Source organism: Pseudomonas sp. J380 (genome assembly GCF_009827115.1).
GTDB classification, from domain to species: Bacteria; Pseudomonadota; Gammaproteobacteria; order Pseudomonadales; family Pseudomonadaceae; genus Aquipseudomonas; species Aquipseudomonas paracarnis.
This window is the reverse complement of sequence record NZ_CP043060.1, coordinates 4,395,090-4,421,040: the sequence shown is the minus strand read 5'-3', so window position 1 is coordinate 4,421,040 and position 25,951 is coordinate 4,395,090. Positions and strand designations below refer to the sequence as shown.

21 protein-coding genes are annotated in these 25,951 nt (G+C 62.0%); 6 read left to right on the top strand and 15 right to left on the bottom strand.

Annotated elements, in window-relative coordinates; all coding sequences use genetic code 11:
• Window positions 1–68 precede the first annotated feature (68 nt).
• The 4 genes from FXO12_RS19905 to FXO12_RS19890 form a co-directional block, all read right to left on the bottom strand.
• Window positions 69–2,510, bottom strand: coding sequence for a TonB-dependent siderophore receptor (locus tag FXO12_RS19905; protein ID WP_160049726.1), 2,442 nt, complete (start codon window positions 2,508–2,510; stop codon window positions 69–71).
• A gap of 129 nt (window positions 2,511–2,639) precedes the next feature.
• On the bottom strand, window positions 2,640–3,587 hold the full coding sequence (locus FXO12_RS19900) for a FecR family protein (RefSeq protein WP_057976447.1): 948 nt from the start codon (window positions 3,585–3,587) through the stop codon (window positions 2,640–2,642).
• Window positions 3,584–4,117 carry an RNA polymerase sigma factor gene (locus tag FXO12_RS19895; RefSeq protein ID WP_034128963.1) on the bottom strand — a complete coding sequence of 178 codons (534 nt, stop codon included), beginning with the start codon at window positions 4,115–4,117 and terminating at the stop codon, window positions 3,584–3,586. The genes FXO12_RS19900 and FXO12_RS19895 overlap by 4 nt, the downstream gene beginning before the upstream one ends.
• A 213-nt stretch (window positions 4,118–4,330) precedes the next feature.
• Window positions 4,331–5,392, bottom strand: a complete 1,062-nt coding sequence (locus FXO12_RS19890) for a hypothetical protein (protein WP_054898691.1) — start codon at window positions 5,390–5,392, stop codon at window positions 4,331–4,333.
• Between the two features lie 242 nt (window positions 5,393–5,634).
• Between FXO12_RS19890 and FXO12_RS19885 the strand changes: the two genes are divergently transcribed.
• Window positions 5,635–7,026 (top strand): L-cystine transporter, encoded by a 1,392-nt coding sequence (locus FXO12_RS19885; protein WP_054898690.1) that lies wholly within the window; start codon window positions 5,635–5,637, stop codon window positions 7,024–7,026.
• A 112-nt stretch (window positions 7,027–7,138) separates the two neighbouring features.
• Here the strand turns inward: FXO12_RS19885 and FXO12_RS19880 are convergent, their stop codons facing one another.
• Window positions 7,139–7,651 (bottom strand): dihydrofolate reductase, encoded by a 513-nt coding sequence (locus FXO12_RS19880; RefSeq protein ID WP_054898689.1) that lies wholly within the window; start codon window positions 7,649–7,651, stop codon window positions 7,139–7,141.
• A gap of 69 nt (window positions 7,652–7,720) precedes the next feature.
• Here FXO12_RS19880 and FXO12_RS19875 point away from each other — a divergent pair, with 69 nt between their 5' ends.
• Window positions 7,721–9,100, top strand: coding sequence for a DUF2868 domain-containing protein (locus FXO12_RS19875; protein WP_160049725.1), 1,380 nt, complete (start codon window positions 7,721–7,723; stop codon window positions 9,098–9,100).
• Window positions 9,093–10,460 (top strand): DUF3482 domain-containing protein, encoded by a 1,368-nt coding sequence (locus FXO12_RS19870; protein ID WP_034128968.1) that lies wholly within the window; start codon window positions 9,093–9,095, stop codon window positions 10,458–10,460. The genes FXO12_RS19875 and FXO12_RS19870 overlap by 8 nt, the downstream gene beginning before the upstream one ends.
• Window positions 10,461–10,489: 29 nt before the next feature.
• Here the strand turns inward: FXO12_RS19870 and FXO12_RS19865 are convergent, their stop codons facing one another.
• The 6 genes from FXO12_RS19865 to FXO12_RS19840 form a co-directional block, all read right to left on the bottom strand.
• Entirely contained in the window at window positions 10,490–11,617 is a 1,128-nt protein-coding gene (locus FXO12_RS19865) for a TIGR03364 family FAD-dependent oxidoreductase (RefSeq protein ID WP_054917032.1), read from the bottom strand.
• Between the two features lie 123 nt (window positions 11,618–11,740).
• Window positions 11,741–12,754 carry a putative 2-aminoethylphosphonate ABC transporter substrate-binding protein gene (locus FXO12_RS19860; protein ID WP_057976441.1) on the bottom strand — a complete coding sequence of 338 codons (1,014 nt, stop codon included), beginning with the start codon at window positions 12,752–12,754 and terminating at the stop codon, window positions 11,741–11,743.
• A 22-nt stretch (window positions 12,755–12,776) separates the two neighbouring features.
• Complete coding sequence (locus FXO12_RS19855; protein WP_054898685.1) at window positions 12,777–14,489, bottom strand: putative 2-aminoethylphosphonate ABC transporter permease subunit; 1,713 nt, start codon at window positions 14,487–14,489, stop codon at window positions 12,777–12,779.
• Between the two features lies 1 nt (window position 14,490).
• Window positions 14,491–15,555, bottom strand: coding sequence for a putative 2-aminoethylphosphonate ABC transporter ATP-binding protein (locus tag FXO12_RS19850; protein WP_003195180.1), 1,065 nt, complete (start codon window positions 15,553–15,555; stop codon window positions 14,491–14,493).
• A gap of 212 nt (window positions 15,556–15,767) precedes the next feature.
• The gene (locus FXO12_RS19845) at window positions 15,768–16,631 is read right to left on the bottom strand and encodes a LysR family transcriptional regulator (RefSeq protein WP_057976439.1); all 864 of its coding nucleotides are present in this window, start codon (window positions 16,629–16,631) and stop codon (window positions 15,768–15,770) included.
• 16 nt (window positions 16,632–16,647) lie between these two features.
• Window positions 16,648–18,960, bottom strand: coding sequence for a heavy metal translocating P-type ATPase (locus tag FXO12_RS19840; protein WP_087715986.1), 2,313 nt, complete (start codon window positions 18,958–18,960; stop codon window positions 16,648–16,650).
• Between the two features lie 85 nt (window positions 18,961–19,045).
• Between FXO12_RS19840 and cadR the strand changes: the two genes are divergently transcribed.
• Window positions 19,046–19,486 (top strand): Cd(II)/Pb(II)-responsive transcriptional regulator, encoded by a 441-nt coding sequence (cadR, locus tag FXO12_RS19835; RefSeq protein WP_003195185.1) that lies wholly within the window; start codon window positions 19,046–19,048, stop codon window positions 19,484–19,486.
• A gap of 69 nt (window positions 19,487–19,555) precedes the next feature.
• On the opposite strand, the gene FXO12_RS19830 is transcribed toward cadR, so the two are convergent.
• Together FXO12_RS19830 and lgt are read right to left on the bottom strand one after the other, a co-directional pair.
• The gene (locus FXO12_RS19830) at window positions 19,556–20,389 is read right to left on the bottom strand and encodes a thymidylate synthase (protein WP_014720362.1); all 834 of its coding nucleotides are present in this window, start codon (window positions 20,387–20,389) and stop codon (window positions 19,556–19,558) included.
• Between the two features lie 51 nt (window positions 20,390–20,440).
• Complete coding sequence (gene lgt, locus FXO12_RS19825; protein WP_003195189.1) at window positions 20,441–21,253, bottom strand: prolipoprotein diacylglyceryl transferase; 813 nt, start codon at window positions 21,251–21,253, stop codon at window positions 20,441–20,443.
• A 216-nt stretch (window positions 21,254–21,469) separates the two neighbouring features.
• On the opposite strand from lgt, the gene FXO12_RS19820 reads away from it, so the two are divergent.
• Window positions 21,470–22,216: an NRDE family protein gene (locus FXO12_RS19820; protein WP_057976433.1), complete on the top strand. Its 747-nt coding sequence runs from the start codon at window positions 21,470–21,472 to the stop codon at window positions 22,214–22,216.
• 98 nt (window positions 22,217–22,314) lie between these two features.
• On the opposite strand, the gene ptsP is transcribed toward FXO12_RS19820, so the two are convergent.
• Together ptsP and FXO12_RS19810 are read right to left on the bottom strand one after the other, a co-directional pair.
• Complete coding sequence (gene ptsP, locus FXO12_RS19815) at window positions 22,315–24,594, bottom strand: phosphoenolpyruvate--protein phosphotransferase (protein ID WP_003195193.1); 2,280 nt, start codon at window positions 24,592–24,594, stop codon at window positions 22,315–22,317.
• 22 nt (window positions 24,595–24,616) lie between these two features.
• Window positions 24,617–25,096 carry an RNA pyrophosphohydrolase gene (locus tag FXO12_RS19810; RefSeq protein ID WP_003176750.1) on the bottom strand — a complete coding sequence of 160 codons (480 nt, stop codon included), beginning with the start codon at window positions 25,094–25,096 and terminating at the stop codon, window positions 24,617–24,619.
• A 143-nt stretch (window positions 25,097–25,239) separates the two neighbouring features.
• Here FXO12_RS19810 and FXO12_RS19805 point away from each other — a divergent pair, with 143 nt between their 5' ends.
• Window positions 25,240–25,896 carry an HAD family phosphatase gene (locus FXO12_RS19805; RefSeq protein WP_057976431.1) on the top strand — a complete coding sequence of 219 codons (657 nt, stop codon included), beginning with the start codon at window positions 25,240–25,242 and terminating at the stop codon, window positions 25,894–25,896.
• The last annotated feature ends 55 nt before the right edge of the window (window positions 25,897–25,951 follow it).

Here is a 25,951-nt window from a genome sequence, read left to right as displayed (position 1 = left end):
GGTGAGTTCTTGTTTGGCACACCGCCATTGCGGGCGAGCCAGCCCCCGCATTGGATATAGGTAATCTCTTAGAACTGTGGGGTATAGGTCATGGTGAACATCACATTGCGTGGGTCCCCGTAGTAGTTGCTGCCCCAGTTCGCGTTGTAGGCCGGGATGTAATACTTCTTGTCGAACATGTTGTTCAGGTTTGCCGCCACGGTGAATTCCTGGTTGATCTTGTAGGCCACCCGCGAATCCCACAATGCATTGCCCGGCACGCTGAACGTACGGTCATAGGCTTCGGTGCTGCTTTGCGCGGTCACACCGGCACCCACGCTCCAATGTTGCCAATCGCCCGGCAACTGGTAATCACCCCAGACCTTGAGCAAGTGCTTGGGGGTCCAAGTGCTGAAAATCTTGCCTTGGTAGGTGTCGTCCTTGAGGAATTCAGTGGTGTTGTAGGTGTAGCTGGAGGCCAGCTGCAGGCCTGGCAGCACCTCACCACTGAGTGTGGCTTCAAAGCCTTGGCTGCGGACCTTGCCAGAGGCGACCGAGCAGTACCAACCATTGCAGTTCATTGGCCCTTGCAGGTCCTGCACGCTACGGTTTTCCTGATCGTAACGGAAGATCGCAAACGAGGTATTGAGGCGCCCGTCAGCCAGCTCTCCCTTGATGCCCAACTCGTAGTTTTTGCCCTCGATAGGCTTGAGCAGGGAGCCGGAGGTGGTCAGGTTGGTTTGCGGCTCAAAGGCATCGGCATAGCTGGCGTAGGCCGACCACTGCTCGTTGAGCGCATAGACCAGGCCGGCGTAGGGCGTAACCTTGCCATTGGACTGGGTGGTATTGTCTTGCGGGGCACCATATGTGCCTTTGAAACCACTCTGGCCAATGTAGGAATAGTCATACCAACTGGTACGCGCACCGACGATCAACGTCAGCGGGTCCAGGACTTTCACACGCCAGGTGCCATAGATGCCTTTCTGGCGAATGTCATACCAGCTCTTCGAGGCGGCACCCTCCTGGAACAATTGGTATTTGTCGCGCTGTGGGCGGTTGTGGTCGATGTTGAAGATATCCGCGCCGGGGTTTGAAGCCCGTGCCCACTGGTCGTCGGTGGTGAGCTTGGAATAGTTGGCGCCCAGCACCACTTCCTGCTGGAAGCCCAGCCCCTCAAACTTGCCGTTTACATACACATCCGCGCCGCGGCTCTTGGTATTGAAGTCGGTGATCCAATCTACATAGGGCACAGCGCCACCGCCGACGGGTACCGTGTCCCACGTCGCCTGGTAGGTTGCGTCGTTGTGCTCATCCATGGCTACCAGTGCGGCTTTCACTTTCCAGTTATCGTTGAAGCGGTGCTCGATGTCGGCAAACACCTGAGTCTGATTGTTGACGCTGCGGTTCCAACTGGCGCCGACAAATGTCGAACGCGGCAGACCGATATCACTGCCGTCGGCATAACGGGGCAACGACATGAAGTTGGGGCGCGAATGGCCCTTCTGGTTACTGATGCCCAGGCCGACGGTGGTGTCGGGAGTGAAATCGTAGTCGACGGCGCCATAAACCGTCTGGTTCCAGCCGCCCGCATAGTCGACGAAGGAGTCGGTGGTGTCGTAATCCGCCACGAAGCGTCCGCGCAAGGTGCCTTCGGCGTTCAGCGGGCCACCGACATCGACCTGAGTGCCGTAGTGGTCCCATGAGCCAGCCTCGGCGGTAATGGTCGCCGTCGGCGCTTGCTGCCCGCGCTTGCGCACCAGGTTCATGGTGCCGCCGGGGCTGTTGGCACCTTGCAGCAAGGCGGCCGGGCCGCGCAGCGTCTCGACGCGGTCGTAAATGGCCATGTTTTCGGTGAGATAGCTGCCCAAGGTGTAAGTGTTACGTGGAATCCCCACACCGTCGTATTGCAGGGTGCCAACCTCGAAGCCACGGGAGAAGATGAACATACCGGAGCCGGGAGACTTGGTCGCTGTCAGGCCGGGCGTGCGCTTGACCACTTCAGAGAGCTTGGTGGTGTTCTGATCATCCATCTGCTTGCGGGTCATGACGCTGACCGACTGCGGGATGTCCTTGAGTTTTTGCTCGCCCTTGCCCAGGGTCACAGCCCCCGTGGTGTACGAGCCCGTGCCTTCGGTGGTGATGCCCAGGCGTTCGGCCGTGATGGTGGTGGCGCCCACTTCCAGGGCAGAACCTGGCACCACACGTTTTTCCAGGGTGACGGTATCGGCATTGATAAACGCCGCGCTCAGTCCCGTGCCGCCGAGCAGCTGCCCCAAGGCTTGACGCTGCCCCAGGTTGCCCTTCACACCCGGCGATATCACCCCCTGGGTCAACTCCCCATTCACTAGCACCTGAACCCGCGTCACCGCCGAGAACGCCGCCAGCGCAGCGTCCAGGCCCTGCCCGGGAATATCGAAGCGGTAGGTCTGGGCCTGGTTGGCCTCAGCGGCCTGCAGGTACGACGGCGCGATACAGCTGGCCAAGGAAATGGCCAAGGCCAGCAAGGGCCGTGTGGCGAATCGGTGTGCCATGAATGGTGCTCCCCGGTACAAAAGTCTGTGATCGGCGCCGCACTACTTGAGAGTGCTTACTATTTACGCCTCAGTGATCAAGGACGATGGCTTGCGGGGAAACCCTGAAAATATTTTGAGAAATTGCCGTCAGGACGCATTGCCTTCACGCAACACCAGCAAATACGGGGTGTAGTGCTCGGCACGCAGGTTGAGGGTGTATTCCAACGCCTTGAGCACGGCATCGGGCTTGTCGATTTCGAACACGCCGGACACTACCCGACTGCGCAACGCATCACCGAGCACCAGCGTCTTGCCGGGCCAGTAACGGTTCAGTTCAGAGACCACCACCGACAAAGGTTGCTGACGGAACACCAGTTGCCGCTGACGCCAGGCAAAGCCGCTGGCCGGGTCGAAACCGTGGACGTGTGCAAGGTGCCGGCTCTGATACTCCACGGCCCGCCCCGGTTCCAGATAGACCGGCGTGCCGCTCCCTGCACTGACTTCAACCTTGCCCTGCGCCACCTGCACACGCGTCTGGTCATCACGCCGCGCCACACTGAACTGGGTGCCGACCACTCGCACCCAGCCGTCGCCCGACTGCACCACGAAGGGCCGTGCGGGGTCCTTGGTCACATCGAAGAAACCTTCGCCACGCAGCAAACGAATCTGCCGCTCACCCGCAGTCATGCGGATTTGCACCGCACTGTCGGTGTTGAGCTGAAGGTGGGAACCATCGGCCAGTTCGATGGTGCGCGACTCGCCAGTGCCGGTGGCGTAGTCGGCACGCAAGCGGTCAAGCCAGGGAGTGTTCTGCACGATCAGGCCCACGGCCAGCAACACGGCAGCCGCATACGCCCAGCGCCGAAGCGGTTTACGCCAGTTGGCCTGCTCGCCACGGCGAATGACGCGCGCCGGCTCACGCAGGCCGCCGAGCATCGCCTGCACTTCCTGCCAGGCATCATCCTGGGCCTGGCCCTGACCGAGCCACGCAGCAAAGGCGTCCATTTCAGCCGGGGTCAAGTCCTCGGCGTGCAGGCGGAAATACCAGCCGGACGCCTCTTCGAACAACACATCAGCAGTAGGCAGGGCAGTCATGACCGACGTCCTTGTGCATCGCAGGCTAGGCGCGTCTTGATGTACCCACGGCATTCAATCAAGGCGCGACGCAATTGGTATTCCACACTGCGCGGGCTGATCGACAGGCGTTCGCCAATCTCGCGGTAGGAAAGCTCGTCGACATGATAGAGCAGGAAGATCTGCCGAGTCGCCTCGGGCAGGCCCAGGATCGCATCCTGCATCAGTTGCTCCTGCTGATAGGCGGCCAGTTGTTCGTCGGCACCGGGGTTGCTGCAGGGCAGTTCTTCGCTCGGTGCGCCGGCATCCAGACGCTCGCGGCGGATAGCCTGGCGCTGGTGGTCGCGCACCAGGTTGCTGGCAATGGTGAAGAGGAACGCGGGTAGGTTATCGATCTTCTCGCCGGACTCCAGGCGCGCCAGGCGCAGGAAGGATTCCTGGGTCAGGTCGGCAGCCACCTGGGCGCTGCCGGTGCGGCGCGTGACGAAGGCTTCGAGGGCTTTCTTCTGCTCCGCGAACAGGCGCGCGATCTGCGTATTCCAGGAGGACACAGCACTACCTTGAGAAGAACGGACGGTTCAGGGAGTGCGCACGCTAGCAAAGAATGAGATTAGTTCGCAATTGATATCTATTTTGCCTTTGAGTCTGCGGTGTTCTTAAGACCGCCTTCGCGGGCAAGCCCGCTCCCACAGTTGACCGCGCCCCAACATGAGAATGCGGTCGACGGTGGAAGCTGGCTTGTCTGCGATGCAGGTGACTCGGTCTTACTGGATCTCTTCCGGCTTGACGATCACCCAGTTCTTGTCCGCCGTCACCGGCAGCCCTTCCTTGGCTTGCGCCGCCGCGTGCTTGGCGATCATACCGTTGAGTTGGGTCATGTACTTGTCTTTGCGGTTGATCCACAGGTGGACGCCGCCCTTGGCCACGTCCACATCGTGGAACAGCATGTAGCCGTCGCTGGTCGGTGTGTCACCGCCGACAATCACTGGTTTTTTCCATTCGTCGATGTAGGTGAGGATCGCCGCGTGCTTGCCGGCCATCCAGGTCGCCGGGGTCCACAGGTAGGGGGTCAGTTCCAGGCCGAGGTTGCTCTTCTCGTCATACTTGCCGGCAGTGATCTGTTTGCGTGCGGTGGTCAGCTCGCCGGTCTTGCGATCCTTGAGCAAGGTGGTCACGCCGATGACGTTCTGGGGTTTGACGTTGTAGCCGTACTTCGGATCAGCCGCGACCATGCGCACCAACTCCTCGGACGCGGCGGTCATCACATAGACCTCGATGCCGTTTTCCATCAGTTTGTTGTACAGCTCGGCCTGGCCGGTGAAGACTTTTGGCGGCTGTACCTCGGATTTTTTCACCACGTCGCCTTCGAAATAGCTGACCGGCACGGGCTTGCCGGAGGCCATAAGCTCGTCGACCTGCACTTTGAGTTCCTTGAGGGTGAAGCCGGAAAAAATCTGCGCAACCCAGGGGTAGCAGACCATGTCGTCGACTTCACACAGGCGATAGTAGTAGCTGAACAGACTTTCCTTATGGTCGGCGGTGTCTTTGAAGGGGATAAGCTTGAGCGAAGGGTCCATGGTTTCGCGGGTGATCAGGCCCTTGTTTTCCATGAACGGCAGCAAGGACTCTTCAAGGTCGTAGCGGTAACTGGTGTTGTCCATATCGAACACCGCGTAGTTACCCTTGTTGGCGTTGGCGGCGATCATTTCATTGAGTTGTTTGGCGGCAGGTGCCGGCCAGTGTTTCAACTCGGTGGCGGCAAATGCCTGGCTGGCGAGCCCGAGGCAAAAGGCGGCGGATAACAGTAGTTTCGGCGCGAGCTTCATAGGCGTTGTCTCCCTCAAGTGAAAGACATCGACGCTAACAAATCCGTATGACACTTATCGCCCGAGCGCGACCGCTGACGTCGCGATTGCGCCAAGCGCATACGCCTGGGCGTCAAACGCTTATTCCAAAAACGACAGTCGCCATTCCATATTGGTATTAAATCAATATATTTCAAGCTGTTAGGCTTCCCAGTTCGCAATCGCAGGCTCACGCGATTGGCTGCCTTCTCAACGGAGCTTCAATGAATCTGCCCCTGATTCTCAATTTATTGGTGTTCGTGGCCCTGTTGCTGGGCCTGGCACAAACTGGCCGTACTAACTGGAGCCTCGCCAAGAAGGTGCTGTTCGCCCTGGTGCTTGGCGTGCTGTTCGGTGCGACGTTGCATACGATCTACGGCGACGGCAACCCGGTGCTCAAAGCTTCGATCGGCTGGTTTGACCTGGTCGGCAACGGCTATGTGCAGCTGCTGCAAATGATCGTGATCCCGCTGGTATTCGCCTCGATCCTCAGTGCCGTGGCGCGCCTGCACAACGCCTCGTCCCTGGGCAAGATCAGCTTCCTGACCATCGGCACGCTGCTGTTCACCACGGCCATCGCGGCCCTGATCGGCATCGGCCTGACCAACCTGTTCGGCCTCACTGCCGAAGGCCTGGTGGCCGGCACCCAGGAAATGGCGCGCCTGCAAGTGATCCAGAGTGATTACGCGGGCAAGGTTGCCGACCTGAATATCCCGCAGTTGCTGCTGTCGTTCGTACCGGCCAACCCGTTCGCCGACCTGGCCCGGGCCAAGCCGACGTCGATCATCAGCGTGGTGATTTTCGCCGCGTTCCTTGGGGTTGCCGCGCTGCAACTGCTCAAGGACGACGTGGAAAAAGGCCAGAAAGTCCTTAACGCCATCGACACCCTGCAAGCCTGGGTGATGCGCCTGGTGCGCCTGGTGATGAAGCTGACCCCCTACGGTGTGCTGGCGCTGATGACCAAAGTGGTCGCCGGTTCCAACCTGCAAGACATCATCAAGCTGGGCAGTTTCGTGGTGGTGTCGTACCTGGCCCTGGGCCTGATGTTCGTGGTGCACGGCCTGCTGCTGTCCTTGGCCGGGATCAACCCGCTGCGCTTCTTCCGCAAGGTGTGGCCGGTGCTGACCTTCGCCTTCACCAGCCGCTCCAGCGCTGCAAGCATCCCGCTGAGCATTGAAGCGCAGACCCGTCGCCTGGGCATCCCGCAATCCATCGCCGGCTTCGCCGCCTCGTTTGGCGCGACCATCGGCCAGAACGGTTGTGCCGGTCTTTACCCTGCGATGTTGGCGGTGATGGTCGCGCCGACTGTGGGCATCAACCCGTTGGACCCGCTGTGGATCGCGACCCTGGTGGCGATAGTGACCTTGAGTTCGGCGGGCGTTGCCGGCGTGGGCGGCGGTGCGACCTTTGCCGCGCTGATCGTGCTGCCGGCCATGGGCTTGCCGGTGTCACTGGTGGCGCTGTTGATTTCCGTGGAGCCGCTGATCGACATGGGCCGTACGGCGTTGAACGTCAATGGTTCGATGACGGCGGGGGCGATTACCAGCCAGATCATGGGGCAGACGGATAAAGCGTTGCTGGATGCCGATGAGCATGCCGAACTGGCGCAGGCATAAAGGCTTATAACCTGTAGGAGCGAGCTTGCTCGCGAAGAACCTGAGGGCGCCGCGTTCATTCAGAATGCACGCGTCATCGTTGACGATCTTCGCGAGCAAGCTCGCTCCTACACTAGTTGCGCTCCCACACCTCGAAGTTGTAGGCCGGCTTATCACCTTCAGCCGGATTTTCGACATTCGACACCAGCTTCCACTGGTTCCCATCAAACTGCGGAAACCACGCATCCCCTCCCGGGCTCAGCGCCACGCGGGTCAGGTACAAGCGATCGGCCTGTTCCAGCCCCTGCGCATACAACTGCGCGCCGCCAATCAGCATCAGCTCGTCCACGCCTTGCGCCTTGGCCCATTCCTCAGCGCGCTCGACCGCTGCACCCAGTGAAGGAAAAACTTCCGCACCTTCCAGCACAAGATCGGTCTGACGGCTGACCACCAGGTTCAAGCGCCCCGGCAGCGGTCGGCCCAGGGAATCCCAGGTCTTGCGCCCCATGATGATCGGCTTGCCAAGGGTGGTGGCTTTGAAATATTTGAAATCCCCCGGCAAATGCCAGGGCATGCTGTTGTCGACGCCGATCACACGGTTTTCACCGAGGGCTGCGATCAGGCTTAAAGGGAGAGTTTTTTTCATGGCGACGAGAATACCAGAGCGGCGAGCCAGCGGTTATGCTCCAACCTCATCAACACGACAGGACGGCGCGTGACTGCACTGAACCCGCTGCACAGACTTTGGCTGACAGAAACCGTGCGCCTGCGGGAAGAACACGCCGGCCCTCTGGAAGACCTGGAAGCCAACCGCTTGGCCCGCACCGCCGGGGGCGACCTGGCCACGCGCATCCAGCAGCGTGCGCTGCACCTGGCCGAGCGCGATGGTTTGGCCGCCGCGCTCAGCCGCTGGCTGCAAGGCGCACGCCTGGCGCTGGTGTTACTGGCGGCGGTCGCCGTCATCAGCGGCGCCGGTTTGGCGTTCGCCGCGCTGGGTAATGGCCTGGCCCCGGTGAATGTGTTCTGGGCCTTGGGCAGCCTGCTCGGCCTGAACCTGATCTTGCTGATCAGTTGGGCCCTGGGCCTGCTGTTTGCCGGCGAACACAGCGCCAGCCTTGGCCGGCTGTGGTTGTGGCTCAGCGAGAAACTGGCCCGTGACGCCAAGGCCGCGCAACTGACCCCGGCGTTGTTGCTGTTGCTGCAACGGCAAAAACTCAATCGCTGGGCGGTGGGTGTGCTGGTCAACAGCTTGTGGTTGCTGGCCTTGCTCAGCGCCCTGGTGATCCTGCTGACTCTGCTCGCCACCCGCCGCTATGGGTTTGTGTGGGAAACCACCATTCTCGGCGCCGATACCTTTGTCGCCGTGACCCAGGCCCTCGGCACACTCCCGGCTCTGCTCGGTTTCAATGTGCCCACCGTGGAGATGATCCGCGCCAGCGGCGACTCCGCGCTGAATATCGAAAGCGCCCGCCAGGCCTGGGCGGCCTGGCTGGTGGGCGTGTTGCTGGTCTACGGTCTGCTGCCGCGGTTGATCCTTGCCTTGCTGTGCCTGTGGCGATGGAAACGCGGGCGCGCAGCGTTGCACCTGGACCTCAACCTGCCCGGCTACGCCCAACTGCGCGAACGCCTGATGCCCAGCAGCGAGCGCTTGGGGGTCAACGATGTGGCGCCCGATCACCTGCACCCGATCAGCGGCGGCGCAAGTGAGCTGGAGAGTGATGGCGCCTTGCTGGTCGCCATCGAACTCGACGACCAACACCCTTGGCCCCCCAAACTGCCTGCCAACGTCAAGAACGCCGGCATCCTCGACAGCCGCGAATCACGCAACAAACTGCTGGAGCAACTCAGCCGTTTCCCACCCGCGCGCCTGGCCATCGCCTGTGACCCGCGCCGCTCGCCCGACCGTGGCAGCCTGGCACTGATCGCCGAGCTGGCACGCAGCGCCACCGACACTCGCGTATGGCTGCTGCAGGCACCACCGGGCCAGGCGCTGGACGCCGAGCGCCTGGGCGACTGGCATGCCGCGTTGCAACAGCTTGAAGTGTCGTTTGCCGATTGCGCGCCGCTCACTTGGCTGGAGACAGGTCATGACTAAACCGCTGAAACTCGCCGTGGTCGGCCATACCAACGTGGGCAAAACCTCATTGTTGCGCACCCTCACCCGCGATGTCGGCTTTGGCGAAGTGTCCCATCGCCCCAGCACCACGCGGCACGTGGAAGGTGCACGCCTATCGGTAGATGGCGAAGCTTTGCTGGAGCTGTACGACACTCCCGGCCTGGAAGACGCCATCGCCCTGCTCGATTACCTGGAACGCCTCGACCGCCCCGGCGAACGCCTGGATGGCCCTGCGCGGCTGGCGCGTTTCCTGGAAGGCAGCGAGGCGCGCCAGCGTTTCGAACAGGAAGCCAAGGTGCTGCGCCAGTTGCTGGCCTCCGATGCCGGCCTGTACGTGATCGACGCTCGCGAGCCGGTGCTGGCCAAGTACCGCGACGAACTGCAAGTGCTGGCCAGTTGCGGCAAGCCGTTGTTGCCGGTGCTCAACTTTGTCAGCAGCAGCGACCACCGCGAACCGGACTGGCGCGAAGCCCTGGCCCGCCTCGGCCTGCATGCGCTGGTGCGTTTTGACAGCGTGGCACCGCCCGAAGACGGCGAACGCCGGCTGTATGAAAGCCTGGCCCTGCTGCTGGAAAACTCACGGCCGCAGTTGGAACGCCTGATCCTCGATCAAGAAGCCCAGCGCCAGGCTCGCCAGCAAAGCGCCGCCCGCTTGATCGCCGAACTGTTGATCGACTGCGCGGCCTGCCGTCGCAGTGTGACAACCGAGAATGAGCCCCAAGCCGTCAGCGACTTACGCAAGGCCGTGCGCCAACGCGAACAAAAGTGCGTTGAAGCCCTGCTCAAACTGTTCGGCTTTCGCCCACAGGATGCCGCCGCCAGTGACCTACCGTTGCTCGACGGTCGCTGGGGCGATGACTTGTTCAACCCCGAGACCCTCAAGCAGCTTGGCGTGCGGGTCGGCGGCGGGATCGCCGCGGGCGCTGCGGCCGGTGCTGGCGTGGACCTGCTGGTCGGCGGCCTGACCCTTGGCGCTGCGGCCCTGGCCGGAGCTATCGCCGGTGGCGCCCTGCAAACCGCACGCAGCTACGGCAGTCGCCTGCTCGGCAAAATCAAGGGCCAGCGCGAGCTGACCGTCGACGACAGCGTGCTGCGCCTGCTAGCCCTGCGCCAGCGCCAGTTGCTCAAGGCCCTGAACCTGCGCGGCCATGCGGCAATGCACAGCATCAAGGTCGATACGCCCCAGGACAAAACCTGGCGCGAGGGCAAACTGCCCGACGCCTTGAACAAAGCCCGCGCCTATCCGCAATGGTCATCCCTCAACCCCCACGCGAAACTAAGCCAGGCCGAGCGCCAGGAGCAGGTTGAAGCCCTGGCCCAACGCCTGGACCAGACCTGAACCGCCAATGCCTGCCTGTTCCGGGTTCATCACGCTTCTCCCCATAACCTGCGGATATTGCGCTCGGCCATGGCCGGCCCCACGCTCATCCCTACGCCGGTGTGCATCAAGGCAGCGCTGACGCCAGGTGCCGCCTGCACAAACGAAAACGGCCCGGGGCCGCGAGCGCCGTAGACGCCTTGCCAGCGCTCGACCACCTGGATGTTGCACCCCAGGGTCTGCTGCGCCAGCTCGATCATCCAGTCATCGATCTGCTCGGCATTGAAGGGCGACGGGTCGCTGTCGTAATGGTGGGAGTCGCCGATGATCAGTTCGCCATGGGGCGTGGGGCTGATCAGCAGGTGAATGCCGTGCTCCTGCAGATGCGGCGTTTCGCGCAGGATCTGCGCCTGGACCACAGCGGCTTCCGGCAGGTCGGCGAAAGCGCCGTAATGCACGCAACTCAAGCCGGTGAGCAGCGCGTGTTGCAGGTTCAGATTAAGCACCGGCCGCGCACGCAGCATTTGCAGGCGGCAGGTGTGCGGGTTGAGCGGGGCGATGGATTCGGCCAGCAGGGTCTGATAGTCGTGGCCTGAACAGACAACGATCTGCTCCCCGCGAAAGCTGCCGGCCGTGCTGTGCAGCTGGCCCGGCTCTACGTCACGTACCAGCGTGGAGAAGTGAAACTCCACGTGCAAGTGCTGGCTCAGGTAATGGATCAGCGCCGGGATCGCCTCGCGGGAGTACAACTGCTGGTCATCCTTGCCATGCAGGGCGGCGCGGTGATGGCGGAACTGGCCGGCGTACAGGTCGTTCATGGCAGCGCCCTGCAGCAGCTCGACGTTGTAGCCGTGCTCCCGCGCGCGCCCGGCGCAGAAGGCTTCGAGCAGATGTTCTTCGGCTTCGGTGCGGGCGAACAGGTAGGAGCCATTGCGCTTGAGCGCCAGGCCCGCCGCTTGCGCCCACTGGCCCCAGATTTCGCGGCTTTCCCGCGCCAGGTCCAGCATTGGCCCTGGTGGTTGACCGGTGACCAGTGCCTGGCCGAAGTTGCGCACTGAGGCGCCCAATGGCGTGGCGCTGCGCTCGAACACCTTGACCTTGAGGCCGCGCCTGGCGGCGGCATAGGCGTGGGAGAGGCCGAGGATGCCGGCGCCGACGACTAACAGATCACTACTCATACTGTCCTCTGGTTCCCGCGCTCCGCGTGGGAATTCATCCGGTGACGCTCCGCGTCACGACCTTTAAAAGCGGACGCGGAGCGTCCAGAGCGGCGTTACCACGCCGAGCGTGGGAACGATCGGTTACTGTTTTTCCGACTTACCGTCATAACGCTTACGCCATTCGGCCAGGATGCTGTCACGGTTCCTGGAAGCCCAGACAAAGTCGTTCTTGATCAACCGTTGCTCATAGTCCGCCGGCAATTCGGTCTGCGGCTTGGCGATACCCGGTTGCGCGAGCACGGCGAAGTTTTCCTTGTACAGGTCCATCGCCGCGGTGCTGGCAGAGAAGTCGGCGAGTTTTTTCGCCGCGTCGGCATGGGCAGTGCCCTTGATCACGGCGGTGGCTTCGATCTCCCAGCCCAGGCCCTCTTTGGGCAGGATGATCTCCAGCGGCGCGCCCTGGCGTTTGAGCTGAACCGCCGGGTATTCGAAGGAAATGCCTATCGGGAACTCACCGGACGCCGCCAGCTTGCACGGCTTGGAGCCGGAGTGAACGTACTGGCCGATGTTCCGGTGCAGGTCGTCCATGTACAGCCAGCCTTGCTTCTCGCCGAAGGTCTGGAGCCAGGCGCTGACATCCAGGAAGCCGGTGCCTGAAGACGCCGGGTTAGGCATCACGATCTTGCCCTTGTATTCAGGCTTGGTCAGGTCCTGCCAGCTCACCGGCTTGGTGAGGCCCTGCTTCTCGGCTTCGACGGTGTTGAAGCAGAGGGTGGCGGCCCACACGTCCATGCCGACCCAGGCCGGAGGGTTGGCGGCGTCGCGGTAGTTTTTGCCGATCTTGTCCAAGTCCTTGGGCGCGTAGTTGTCGAGCATGCCTTGCTGATCGAGGATCGCCAGGCTGGAGGCGGCCAGGCCCCACACCACGTCAGCCTGGGGGCGGTCTTTCTCCGCCAGCAGTTTGGCGGTGATGATGCCGGTGGAGTCGCGCACCCACTTGATCTCGACGTCGGGATTGGCCTGTTCGAAAGCTTTTTTGTAGGTCTTCAATTGCTCGGCTTCAAGGGCCGTGTACACGGTCAACTCGGTCTTGGCGAAGGCATTCAGACTGAATGCCGTGAGGACTGCAGCGACCAGCGCCAGGGGCTTGAACATGGAGCACCTCCTTCAGGGATGTTTATTGGCCAGGTGCGCGCTGGCGCCAGGCTTGGGAGCGGCGCAGCGCGCCACGTGAAGCCCACGCCAGCAGCAGCGAGACGCTGGCCGAGGTGAACAGGATCAGGGTCGACATGGCCGCCGCGCCGCCCACATTGCCGGCGTCGTCCATGTTCAGCACCGCGACCGCGGCGAGGATGGTGTCGGGGCTGTAGAGGAAGATCGCGGCGGAGACGGTGGTCATCGCCGAGACAAACAGGTAGCGCAGGATGTCGAGCAGCGCCGGCAGACAGATCGGCACCGTGACGCGCAGATAATGGCGGTACAACGGTGCCTTGAGGGACAACGCGGCGGCTTCGAACTCGGCGTCCAACTGGCGCAAGGCGGTGGTTGCAGTCATCTGCGCGGTGGTCAGGTAGTGCGCAATGGTGCACACCACCAGCAACGCCATGCTGCCGTACAACACATGCAACGGGTTGCCGTTGAGGTTGAAGAAGAACACGTAGCCCAGCCCCAGGACCAGGCCCGGCACGGCCATCGGCACGAAGCTGAGCATGCGCAGCGCCAGGTTGAGGTTCTTCTGGCCCTTGGTCTTTTCCATCAGGTAGGCACCGGTGAAAATCAGCACGCTGCCGATCAACGCCGTGCACAGCGCCATGGTCAGGCTGTTGCGATAGGCCAGCCAGCCGCCGCCGGCGGTGTCTTCGAATTGGTAGTGGTTGAGCGACAGCGACAGGTTGTACGGCCAGAATTTCACCAGCGAGGAGTACACCGCCATGCCGAACACCAGCAGCAACGCCGCGCAAATCAGCAGCACGACGGCCAGGTAGCACCCGTCGCGCAGCCGCGATGGCGCTGGCTGGAACACCTGGGCGCGGCCGCTCATCGCGTCGCCATGCCGACGGCGCAACCACGCATCCACGCCAAAGCTGAACAGCGCCGGCAGCAGCAACACCATGCCGATCAACGCGCCGCGACCGAACTGTTGCTGGCCCACCACCGCCTTGTAGGCTTCCAGCGCCAGCACCTGATAATCGCCGCCCACCACCACCGGTACTCCGAAGTCGGTGATGGTCAAGGTGAACACCAGGCAGAAAGCGGCGAACACCGCCTGGCGCGTGGCTGGCCAGGTAATGCTGCGAAACGCCCGTGCCGGGCTGGCGCCCATGCTCGAAGCAGCGTCAAACAAGCGTGCATCCGCCAAGGACAACGCCGACAGCAAAATCATCAAGGCATGGGGAAAGGTGTAGATCACCTCACCGAGCACAATGCCCCAGAAGCCGTAGATATTTTCCGAGAACAAGCCGCGCAGCAGGCCCTGGTTGCCGAACAGATAAACCAGGGCAATACCTGGCAGCATCGACGGCGCCATTAATGGCAGCAATGACAGGCCGCGCCAGATGGACTTGCCGGGGATCAGCGTGCGTTGCAGGGCATAGGCAAACAAGTAGGCCAGCGGCACGACGATGGCCGCCACGCTGAGGGAAACTTTCAGGCTATTGCCCAGCAACCAGTGAAAGTTGGCGCTGCTCAGCAGTTCGCGAGCGGCTACCAGGCCACCGCCCTGCCCGGCTTCGCTGCTGAAGCCGCGCCAGAAGATCGCCAACAGCGGCAACAGCACCGCCACCACTAACAGGCCCAGCCAGAGCCACTTGCCGCCGACCACGAAGAGGCGGTCGCCCCACTCGGCGCGGGACACCTGGCGCGGTACCGGCAATGTCATCACAGCCCCCATCTCAGGCAAACACCTGCAGGCTGCGCGGCGGCAACGCCACCCAGATGTCCTGGGCGCCCAGGCGCGGCATCGCTTCCGGCGCCAGTTCAGCCAGCAACGGATGGCCTGGCAACTGCTCCAGCTCAAAGCTCATGCGGCAGCGGTTGCCGAGAAAGGTGATCTCGCGAACCTTGGCCGGGAACAGGTTTTCTTCATGCACCGGTGGGTTGACGCAAATGGCTTCCGGGCGGCAGAACAAGCGGCCGGACTGGGCGACACCCGCGTCCTCAGCCAGGCGCATGTTCAACCCACCCACCTGAGCATGGCTGGCGCTGTTACGGCTGAACGGCAACCAGTTGCCCTGGCCGACAAACTCCGCCACGAACGGCGTGGCCGGGCGGTCGTAGATTTCCTGGGGCGTGGCGTACTGCTCGACCTTGCCGTTGTTCATCACGGCAATGCGGTCGGCCATCAACATGGCTTCGTCCTGGTTGTGGGTCACCATCAAGGTGGTGATACCCAGGCGCCGCTGCAGTTGGCGCAGTTCGGTGCACAGGTGCTCGCGCACCCGGGCATCGAGGGCCGACATCGGCTCATCCAACAGCAATAACGACGGCGCCGGCGCCAGTGCGCGGGCCAGGGCGACGCGCTGTTGCTGGCCGCCGGAGAGTTGGCCGGGGTACTTCTTTTCGCTGCCCACCAGGCCCACCAGCTCAAGCATCTGCGCGACCCGCTTGCGCACTTCATCGCGGCCGCTGCCGGTGAGGCCGTAGCCGATGTTCGCTTCAACGCTGAGGTTGGGAAACAACGCATAGGACTGGAACAGGATGCCGTAGTCCCGCGCCTGGGGTGGCAGCAGGGACACGTCCCGCTCGCCCAGGTAAAGCTCACCGCTGTCCTGGCGCTCCAGGCCGGCAATGCAGCGCAGCAGTGTGGTCTTGCCGCAGCCGGAAGGGCCCAGCAGGCACACCAGCTCGCCGGCGGCGACGTCCAGGGAGACGTTGTCCAGCGCGGTGAAGGCGCCAAAGCGTTTCTGGATTGCGCGCACTTTCATCGGTGCGCCGGGTTGGGTCAGGGCTGTGTGCATGGTGGCACCTCATCGAACGGATGAAGGCCATGCTAGGAGGGCAATGCGTAGCGGGTGTGGCAGAAAGGCAAAAAGAGGTGATAGTGGTATTGGTGGATTTGTGTAGGACTCATGATCGTTCCCACGCTATGCGTGGGAATGTCTCTAGTGACGCTCCGCGTCACGGACGCGGAGCGTCCTGGGCGGCGTTCCCACGCGGAGCGTGGGAACGATCAGAGGGGTGACATTTCCTGGGCCAGGCCAAGGAACGCCGCCGGCAGGCGCGCACCTTTGCGCTCCTTGAGGCAATACAGATACTCCGGAATCTGCGGCGCATTCTCGATGGTCAGCACGCGCAACTGCGGGTCATGGGGCACTTCCTGGCGGGCGATGATGCTGATGCCGATATTGCGCAGCACCGCTTCGCGAATCGACTCACGGCTGCCAATCTCCAACAACGGCCCATATCCCACGCCCGCGCTCTTCAACATCTCTTCCGTCAGCCTGCGGGTGGTGGAGCCCGCTTCACGCATCAGCAAGGTGTGCCCGATAAGCGCGCTCAACGGTACGTGATCGAGCTTGGCCAACGGGTGATTGCGGTGCACCGCCAGCACTAGCGGGTCCGTGCCCAGCACGCGGCGGATCAGCCGGGCGTCTTCCAGCAATTGCGATGAGGCCGCGACATCGACGCGGTAATCGTCCAGCGCCTCAAGCACCTGCTGGGAGTTGCCGATTTCCACCGACACGTCCACCTGGGGCAGGCGCTCGCGAAAGGCTTTGACCAGATCGAGGATGTAATACGGCGCCGTTGCGGCAATTCTCAGCGCACCCTGGACCTGGCCGTTGTTGCGCAGGAAAAACTCGATATCCGCTTCCTGCTGCAACAGCGCCTTGACCATCGGCAATAGCCGCGCGCCTTCGTCGCTGACGGTGAGGCGGCGGCCGCCACGGTAGAACAACTCGACGCCGTAGTGGCTTTCCAGGTTGCGAATCTGGGTGGTCACCGTGGGCTGGCTCAAGCCGAGTTTCTTCGCCGCCTGGGTAATGCTGCCCAGACGGGCGACCATGAAAAACGCCTTTAACTCAGCACTCAGCACACCACCCTCTCATCCGCTATTTGCGCACCAGGCGCAGGCCATTGAACACCACCAGCAGGCTCACGCCCATGTCGGCGAAGACCGCCATCCACATGGTCGCCATGCCCATGAACGTGACGGCCAGGAAGATCGCCTTGATCACCAGCGCCAGGGCGATGTTCTGCTTGAGGATACTCGACGTTTGCCGCGACAACCGAATGAAAGCCGGAATCTTGCGCAAATCATCGTCCATCAGCGCCACGTCGGCGGTCTCGATAGCGGTATCGGTGCCCGCTGCGGCCATGGCAAAGCCGATCTCGGCACGAGCCAGGGCCGGGGCGTCGTTGATACCGTCACCGACCATGCCCACCCGATGGCCCTGGCCGTAGAGGGTTTCGATGGCTTGCAGCTTGTCGGTGGGCAACAGGTCGCCCTGGGCCTGGTCGATACCCACCTGGGCCGCAATGGCCTTGGCAGTGTGGGTGTTGTCGCCAGTGAGCATCAGAGTCTTGATGCCCAGGTCGTGCAACTGCTGAATGGCTTCGCGGCTGCTCTCCTTGACCGTGTCGGCCACGGCAAACAGCGCCAGCGGGCCAGACTTGTCCAACAGCAACACCACGGACTTGCCTTGTTTTTCCAAAGCAAAGAGTTTCTCTTCCAAGGCCTCGGAACACAGACCGAGGTCTTCCACCAGGCGGTGGTTACCCAGGTGATAGGTCTGGCCGTTGATATCACCCCGCACACCGCGCCCGGCCAGGGCTTCGAAGTTATCCACAGCGTGAGTCGACAGGTTTTTATCCACAGCTGCGTTGGCAATCGCCAGGGACACCGGGTGATCGGAGCGCGATGCCAAGCTGGCCGCCAGGGCCGGCGCGCTGTCTTCGATGTTCGGGAACAGCGGCAGGTAGTCGGTTTGCACCGGTTTGCCGTGGGTGATGGTGCCGGTCTTGTCGAGGGCCAGGTAGTCGAGCTTGTAGCCGCCCTCCAGGTACACGCCGCCCTTGATCAGGATGCCTTTGCGCGCCGCTGCCGCCAGGCCGCTGACAATGGTCACCGGGGTGGAGATCACCAAGGCACAAGGGCAGGCCACCACCAGCAGCACGAGGGCGCGGTAGATCCAGTCAAACCACACGCCCGCCATGAACAGCGGCGGAATCACCGCCACACCGAGGGCAAACAGGAAGACAGCCGGGGTGTAGACCTTGGAGAAACTGTCAACAAAGCGCTGGGTTGGCGCCCGTGCCCCTTGAGCCTGCTCCACGGCGTGAATGATCCGCGCCAGCGTGGAGTTGTTGGCCGCGGCGGTGACCTTGTACTCCAGGGCGCCGGCCTGGTTGATGGTGCCGGCAAACACTTTATCGCCCACGGTTTTTTCTATCGGCAGGCTTTCCCCGGTGATCGGTGCCTGGTCGATGGTGGACTGGCCGGCCGTGACTTCCCCGTCGAGCCCGATGCGCTCGCCGGGTTTTACTCGGACAATCGCGCCAAGATCAATGCTCTTGACCTCTTGTTCCAGCCAGGAACCATCGGCCTGGCGCACCGTGGCCTGTTCCGGAGTCATCTGCATCAGGCCGCTGATGGCGTTGCGCGCACGGTCCAGGGACTTGGCCTCAATCAACTCGGCCACGGTGAACAGGAACATCACCATCGCCGCTTCGGGCCACTGGCCAATCAGGATCGCGCCCGTCACCGCGATGCTCATCAAGGCATTGATATTGAGGTTGAAGTTCTTCAGGGCAATCCAGCCCTTCTTGTAGGTGGTAAGGCCACCGCTGAGAATCGACACCAACGCCACCAGCGCGATTACCCAGGTGGGGGCCACACCAGTGAAGTGCAACACCTCTGCCCCCAGGGCACCCACGCCCGACACCGCCAGCGGCCACCAATGTTTCTTGGCGGGCGGCGCGGCAGCGGGGCTGCCTTCTTCGATAGGGTCGGCCTGCATGCCGATGGACTTGATTGCCTCAATGATCGGCGCCGTGTTCGGCAGGTCATGGGTGACGCCGAGGATGCGGTTGATCAGGTTGAATTCCAGTTGCTGCACGCCAGCGAGCTTGCCCAGCTTGTTCTGGATCAGCGTCTGCTCGGTAGGGCAATCCATGGCTTCGATGCGGAAGGTGCTCAGGCGCGAGCCGGCGGTGGGCGCTTCACTCAAGGTCACGATGGCAGGCCCGGCAGCGCCGGAGCAGCAGGAGCCGGAATGGCCGTGGTTATCCACAGGCGTGAGTTTGGCGGGCCCATGGTCATGTTTGTGATCATGGCCGTGGTCATGAGCGTGATCGTGATCGTGATCGTGATCGTGATCATGCTTGTGATCGTGCTTGTGCGGGGTATGAATGGAGTGGCTCATCAGGTCGCGTCCGTAAAGGTGCCTGTTGCCAAGTAAAGACCCTGTAGCCACTATAGGGTCAAGCACCCATTTGGAGATTGCTGCGATGAAGATCGGCGAACTGGCCAAACTCACCGATTGCCCGGTGGAAACCATCCGTTATTACGAGAAGGAAAACCTGCTGCCGCCCCCGGCACGCACCGACGGCAACTACCGCGTATACACCCAGGCGCATACCGAGCGACTGACCTTTATCCGCAACTGCCGCAGCCTGGACATGACCCTCGAAGAAATCCGCAGCCTGTTGGGGCTACGCGACAGCCCTCAGGACCAGTGCGAAAGCGTGAATGCGTTGATCGACGAGCATATCCATCATGTGAAAGCGCGGATCGACGGATTGTTGGCCTTGCAGGAACAACTGCTGGACCTGCGCCAACGTTGCGGCGGTGGCAACCAGTGCGGGATCTTGCAGCAGTTGGAAGTCAGCGGAGGGATTGCGGCCAGCGAGGCCGAGCCTTCGCATGTGGGCAGAAGCCACGGCCATTAACTCAGGTGAACACCAAACCCATGTGGGAGCTGGCTTGCCTGCTCCCACAGTTTCCTACTGCAACAGGCTTTAGATCGCCACGTCGGCCTTGATGCTTGGGTCGGCGTCGTAGCCCACGATTTCGAAGTCTTCGAACTTATAGTCGTAGATCGACGCAGGCTTACGCTTGATCACCAGTTCCGGCAGTTTTTTCGGCGTACGCGCCAACTGGGTCTGGATCTGCTCCATGTGGTTGCTGTAGGCGTGGGTGTCGCCCGTGGTGACGATGATCTCGTGGGGGATCAAATCGCACTGCTGGGCCAGCATGTGGGTCAGCAACGCCAGCGCGGCAGTGTTGTACGGCAGGCCCAGGAACACGTCGGAGCTGCGGATATACAGCTGCATCGACAGATGGCCGTCATGCACGAACGCCTGGTAAAGCAAATGGCACGGCGGCAAGGCTTGCTTGCCATTACGCGCGTTTTCCTGCGGGCTCTGGGTTTCGTCCGGCAGGTATTCAACGTTCCAGCCGTGGAACAGGATGCGACGGCTGTTGGGGTTGGTCTTGAGCGTGTGCACCATGTAGTCGATCTGGTTGATCGTGCCGCCGTCCTTGGTCGGCCAGGCCGTCCACTGCTCGCCGTAGACCGGGCCCAGGTCGCCGTCTTCGGTGGCCCACTCATCCCAAATCTTCACGCCATTTTCGTTGAGCCACTTGATGTTGGTGTTGCCGCTCAACATCCAGATCAGTTCGTTGGCGATGCTTTTGAAGTGCAGCTTCTTGGTGGTCAGCAGCGGGAAGCCGTCGGCCAGGTTATGCCGATACTGACGCGCAAACACAGCCTTGGTGCCGGTGCCCGTGCGGTCGCCCTTGGTCAGGCCATTGGTCACGACGTCCTGCAGCAGTTCGAGATATTGCTTCATGTTTTTACCCGTATCGTTGAAGCCAAGACCTCCTGGTCTTGGCATTCGAATTTAAAGCGCGGCGTTCTTCAGCGGCTGCGGGCGATTGTACGCCCACCACAGCATGCCCAGGCCCGCCAGGATCATCGGCAGGCTAAGCACCTGACCCATGGTCAGCCAGCCCCACGCCAGGTAGCCCAACTGCGCATCCGGTACCCGTACGAATTCGACGATAAAGCGGAAAATCCCGTAGAACAGCGCGAACATGCCCGACACGGCCATGGTTGGGCGTGGCTTGCGCGAGAAGATATAGAGAATAAGGAACAGCGCCACACCTTCCAACGCGAACTGGTACAGCTGCGACGGGTGGCGCGGCAATTGCGCCGGGTCGCTGAACGGCGGGAACACCATCGCCCACGGTACGTCGGTCGGCTTGCCCCACAACTCGGCGTTGATAAAGTTACCAATGCGCCCGGCGCCCAGGCCGATCGGCACGAAGGGTGCGACGAAGTCCATCAGTTGGAAGAACGACTTGCCATTGCGCCGACCAAACCACCAGGCGGCGATCATCACGCCGATAAACCCGCCGTGGAACGCCATGCCGCCCTTCCACACTTCGAAGATCAGGGTCGGGTTGGCGAGATACGCAGACAGGTCGTAGAACAGCACATACCCCAGGCGCCCGCCGACGATCACGCCCATCGACATCCAGAACACCATGTCGGAGAGCTTCTCCTTGGTCCAGGTCGGGTCGAAACGGTTCAGGCGCCGGGAAGCCAGCAGCCAGGCACCGCCGATGCCGATCAGGTACATCAACCCGTACCAATGGATTTTCAGCGGACCGATGGCCAGGGCCACCGGGTCGATCTGCGGGTAAGGCAGCATTGCGACTCCTCGTTAAAACATTTAGTCATGACGCACCGGACCATGCCGATGTGCGATTAAGCCTGCGTTACAGCTGCGAGATCAAATTAAGAAGTTCACATACACACCAAACAGCCCGGCATGTTAACGGATCAGAGGTGCGCGGCCCAACTTCGAGACGATGGAACACCGGCGCGTCTGTGGGTAGAGTGGCAAAAACACAAAAGGGGTCACCCGATGTGCCTGATTGTTTTCGCCTGGCGACCGGGCCATGCCCAACCGCTGATCGTTGCGGCCAACCGCGATGAGTTCTACGCCCGCCCCAGCCTGCCGCTAGCCCAGTGGGCGGATGCGCCCCAGGTCTATGCCGGTCGCGATCAGGAGGCCGGGGGCACCTGGCTGGGGATGAACGCGGATGGGCGCTTTGCCGCCTTGACCAACATCCGCGACCCGCACCAGCCACCGGCACGCAAGTCTCGCGGCGAACTGGTTGCGCGGTTTCTCAGCGGTTCGCTGCCGATCGACGATTATTTGGCCGATGTGAATGGCCGCTCGATTGAATATGCCGGGTTCAACCTGCTGGTGGGCACGCGGGATGAGCTGTGGCACTACAACGCCAATGACACCGAGGCTACGCGGTTGAAGGCTGGGGTGTACGGGTTATCCAATGCCGGGCTGGATACGCCATGGCCGAAGCTGGTGAAGGCCAAAGCAGCGTTCAGCGCCGTGCTGGAAAACCCCGAGCCTGAGGCACTGCTGGGAATTCTCAGCGACCCGCAGACTGCCCCGTTTGCTGAGTTGCCGGACACCGGCGTAGGCCTGGCGACCGAAAGCCTGCTGTCGAGCGTGTTTATCGCCAGCCCCAGTTATGGGACACGGGCGAGCACGGCGCTGATCGTGAATGCCGATGGGACGCGGCGGATGCTGGAGCGCAGCTTTGGCCCGCACGGGGGGCGGCTGGGTGAGGTGGACCTGATGTTTTAGCGCTGCTTGGACCACCGCTATCGCAGGCAAGCCAGCTCCCACAGGGGAATGCATTCCACAGGTGGGAGCTGGCTTGCCTGCGATGAAGGCGCCTCGGTCTAAAGGGTTTTGGCCGAGGCCGGGTTGATCATCCGGGTCAACCCCAGGTTTTTCAGCGCCAATTGCAGCGAGCTGTGGATAACCTGCGGGTTGTCGATGGTCATCAACTCGGCGAGCAAATCCTTGGCCCTGCTCAATTCCACCTGGCGCAGCATCCACTTCACTTTCGGCAAGTTGGTGGCGTTCATCGACAGGCTGTCAAAGCCCATCGCCATCAACAGCACCGCCGCCGCCGGGTCACCGGCCATTTCGCCGCAGATACTCACCGGCTTGCCTTCGGCATGGGCGTCGCGCACCACGTGTTGCAGCGCTTGCAGCACCGCCGGGTGCAGGTAGTCGTAGAGGTCGGCCACACGTGGGTTGTTACGGTCCACGGCCAGCAGGTACTGGGTCAGGTCGTTGGAGCCTACCGACAGGAAGTCCACCTGCCGCGCCAGTTCCTTGGCCTGGTACACCGCCGCAGGGATTTCGATCATCACGCCAATCGGCGGCATCGGCACATCGGCGCCTTCGTCGCGCACTTCGCCCCAGGCGCGGTGGATCAGGTGCAGGGCTTCTTCCAGTTCATGGGTGCCGGAGATCATCGGCAGCAGGATACGCAGGTTGTTCAAGCCCTCGCTGGCCTTGAGCATGGCGCGGGTCTGGACGAGGAAGATTTCGGGATGGTCGAGGGTAACGCGGATGCCACGCCAGCCAAGGAAGGGGTTGTCTTCCTTGATCGGGAAATAGGACAGTGACTTGTCGCCGCCAATATCCAGGCTGCGCATCGTCACCGGTAACGGGTGGAAGGCTTGCAATTGCTCGCGATAAATCGCCAGCTGCTCCTTCTCGCTCGGGAAACGCTGGTTGATCATGAACGGCACTTCGGTGCGGTACAGACCCACCCCTTCGGCGCCGCGTTGTTGCGCACGAGCTACATCCGCCAGCAGGCCGGTGTTGACCAGCAGCGGTACGCGGTGGCCGTCGGGGGTGACACACGGCAGCTCGCGCAGCGAATCCAGGCCCTGGGCCAGTTGCTTCTCTTCTTCCACCACCTCGGCGTATTGCTTGCGCAGCACGTCGCTGGGGTTGGTGAACACCTCGCCGCGATGCCCGTCGACGATCATGTCGATGCCATCGACCTTGGAGTACGGCAGGTCCACCAGGCCCATCACCGTCGGGATACCCATGGCCCGGGCCAGGATCGCCACGTGGGAGTTACCCGAACCCAATACCGAGACCAGGCCTACCAGCTTGCCTTCAGGCACTTCGCCAAGCTGGGTGGCGGTCAATTCTTCACTGACCAGGATGGTGTTATCGGGGAAGACCATGTTGGTGCTGCGGTCTTCCTGCAGGTACGCCAACAGACGGCGCCCCAGGTCGCGCACATCCGATGCCCGCTCGCGCAGGTAGGCGTCGTCCATCATTTCGAAACGGTTGACGTGATCGGTGACCACCTGGCGCAACGCGCCCTGGGCCCACTGGCCGGTCTTGATCACGGTCTTGACTTCGTTACCCAGGGACGCGTCGTCGAGCATCATCTGGTACACGTCGAACAGCGCACGCTCTTCGGGGCGCAACTGGGTGGCCAGCTTGGTCGACAGGTTGCGCATGTCGGCGCGCACGCCTTCGAGGGCGGTCTTGAACAGTTTGATCTCGGCGTCGATGTCACTGACGCTCTTGTCCGGCACCACATCGAGGTCGGCTGGCGGCAGCATGACCACCGCGGTACCCACCGCGGCGCCTGGCGAACCCGGTACGCCGACGAACTTGGCTTCCTGGATGCCCTTGCCCTGGCGCCCCAGGCCGCGAATCGAGCCGGTCGCTTCGGCGTGGGCGATAACCCCGGCCAGTTGCGCGCTCATGGTCACCAGGAAGGCTTCTTCGCCTTCGTCGAACTGGCGACGCTCTTTTTGCTGGATAACCAACACGCCGACAACGCGGCGGTGGTGAATGATCGGCGCACCAAGGAACGAGGCGTAGCGCTCTTCGCCGGTTTCGGCAAAGTAGCGATAACGCGGGTGATCGGCCGCGTTCTCGAGGTTCAGGGGTTCTTCACGCGTCCCCACCAGGCCCACCAGACCTTCATTGGGCGCCATGCTGACCTTGCCGATGGAGCGCTTGTTCAAGCCCTCCGTGGCCATCAGCACAAAACGGTTGGTCTCGGGGTCCAGCAGGTAAACCGAGCAGACCTGGCTGCCCATGGCTTCCTTGACGCGCAACACAATAATCCCCAACGCCGCCTTGAGATCCTTGGCGGAGTTAACTTCCTGGACGATCTTGCGCAGCGTATTGAGCATGGCTCGGGGTCGAACTCCGTCGTCAGTCGCGCGCTAAAAGGCGCGGGGCAAGCTCTTTGAGAGCGCGACGATAAACCTCGCGCTTGAATGTCACCACCTGGCCCAACGGATACCAATAGCTGACCCAGCGCCAGCCATCGAACTCCGGTTTACCGGTCAAATCCATCCGCACCCGCTGCTCGTTGGAGATCAGGCGCAAAAGAAACCATTTCTGCTTCTGGCCGATGCACAGCGGTTGGCTGTGGGTACGCACCAGGCGTTGCGGCAAACGATAGCGCAACCAGCCACGGGTACAGGCCAGAATTTGTACATCTTCGCGCTCAAGGCCGACTTCTTCGTTCAACTCACGGTACAAGGCGTCTTCAGGGGTTTCGTCGGGGTTGATTCCACCTTGAGGAAACTGCCAGGCATCTTGGTTGATTCGGCGAGCCCATAGCACCTGTCCGGCATCATTCGTCAGAATAATGCCGACATTAGGACGGAAACCATCGGGGTCGATCACGGCAACAACCTCGCAAACGCATGTCGCCGCATTGTTCCACAAAGGTTGTTCCAGCGGCAACGAGGCTTCTTACCTTATGTGCACTCTTGTGAAAAGACCGTATTCTGGACGCCTTTTTACAGACTTTTCAGCGAGTAACTGCAATGCGCCTGGCTTTATTCGACTTGGACAATACCCTTCTGGGCGGTGACAGCGATCACGCCTGGGGCGATTACCTGTGTGAACGCGGGATTCTCGACGCGGTAGCCTACAAGGCCCGCAACGACGAGTTCTACCAGGACTACCTGGCCGGCCGGCTGGATAACGCCGCCTACTTGAACTTCTGCCTGGAAATCCTCGGCCGCACCGAGATGGCCCAGCTGGACGCGTGGCACAACGACTACATGCGCGACTGCATCGAGCCCATCATGCTTCCCAAGGCCGTTGAACTGCTGGCCAGGCACCGCGCCGCCGGTGACAAGCTGGTGATCATCACCGCCACCAACCGCTTCGTCACCGCGCCGATTGCCGAACGCCTGGGCGTCGAGACCCTGATTGCCACCGAGTGCGAAATGGTGGATGGCCGCTATACCGGGCGCAGTACCGATGTGCCGTGCTTTCGCGAGGGCAAGGTGACACGTTTGAACCGTTGGTTGGAAGAAACCGGGCATAGCCTGGAAGACAGCTACTTCTACAGCGATTCGATGAATGATTTGCCGTTGCTGGAGCAGGTGACGCACCCGGTGGCAGTGGATCCGGATCCGAATCTTCGTGCTGAAGCCCAGAAACGGGGTTGGCCGGTGATTACGCTGCGCAGCTGACAACGCTATCGCAGGCAAGCCAGCTCCCACATTTTGACCCTGTTCTCATGTTGGA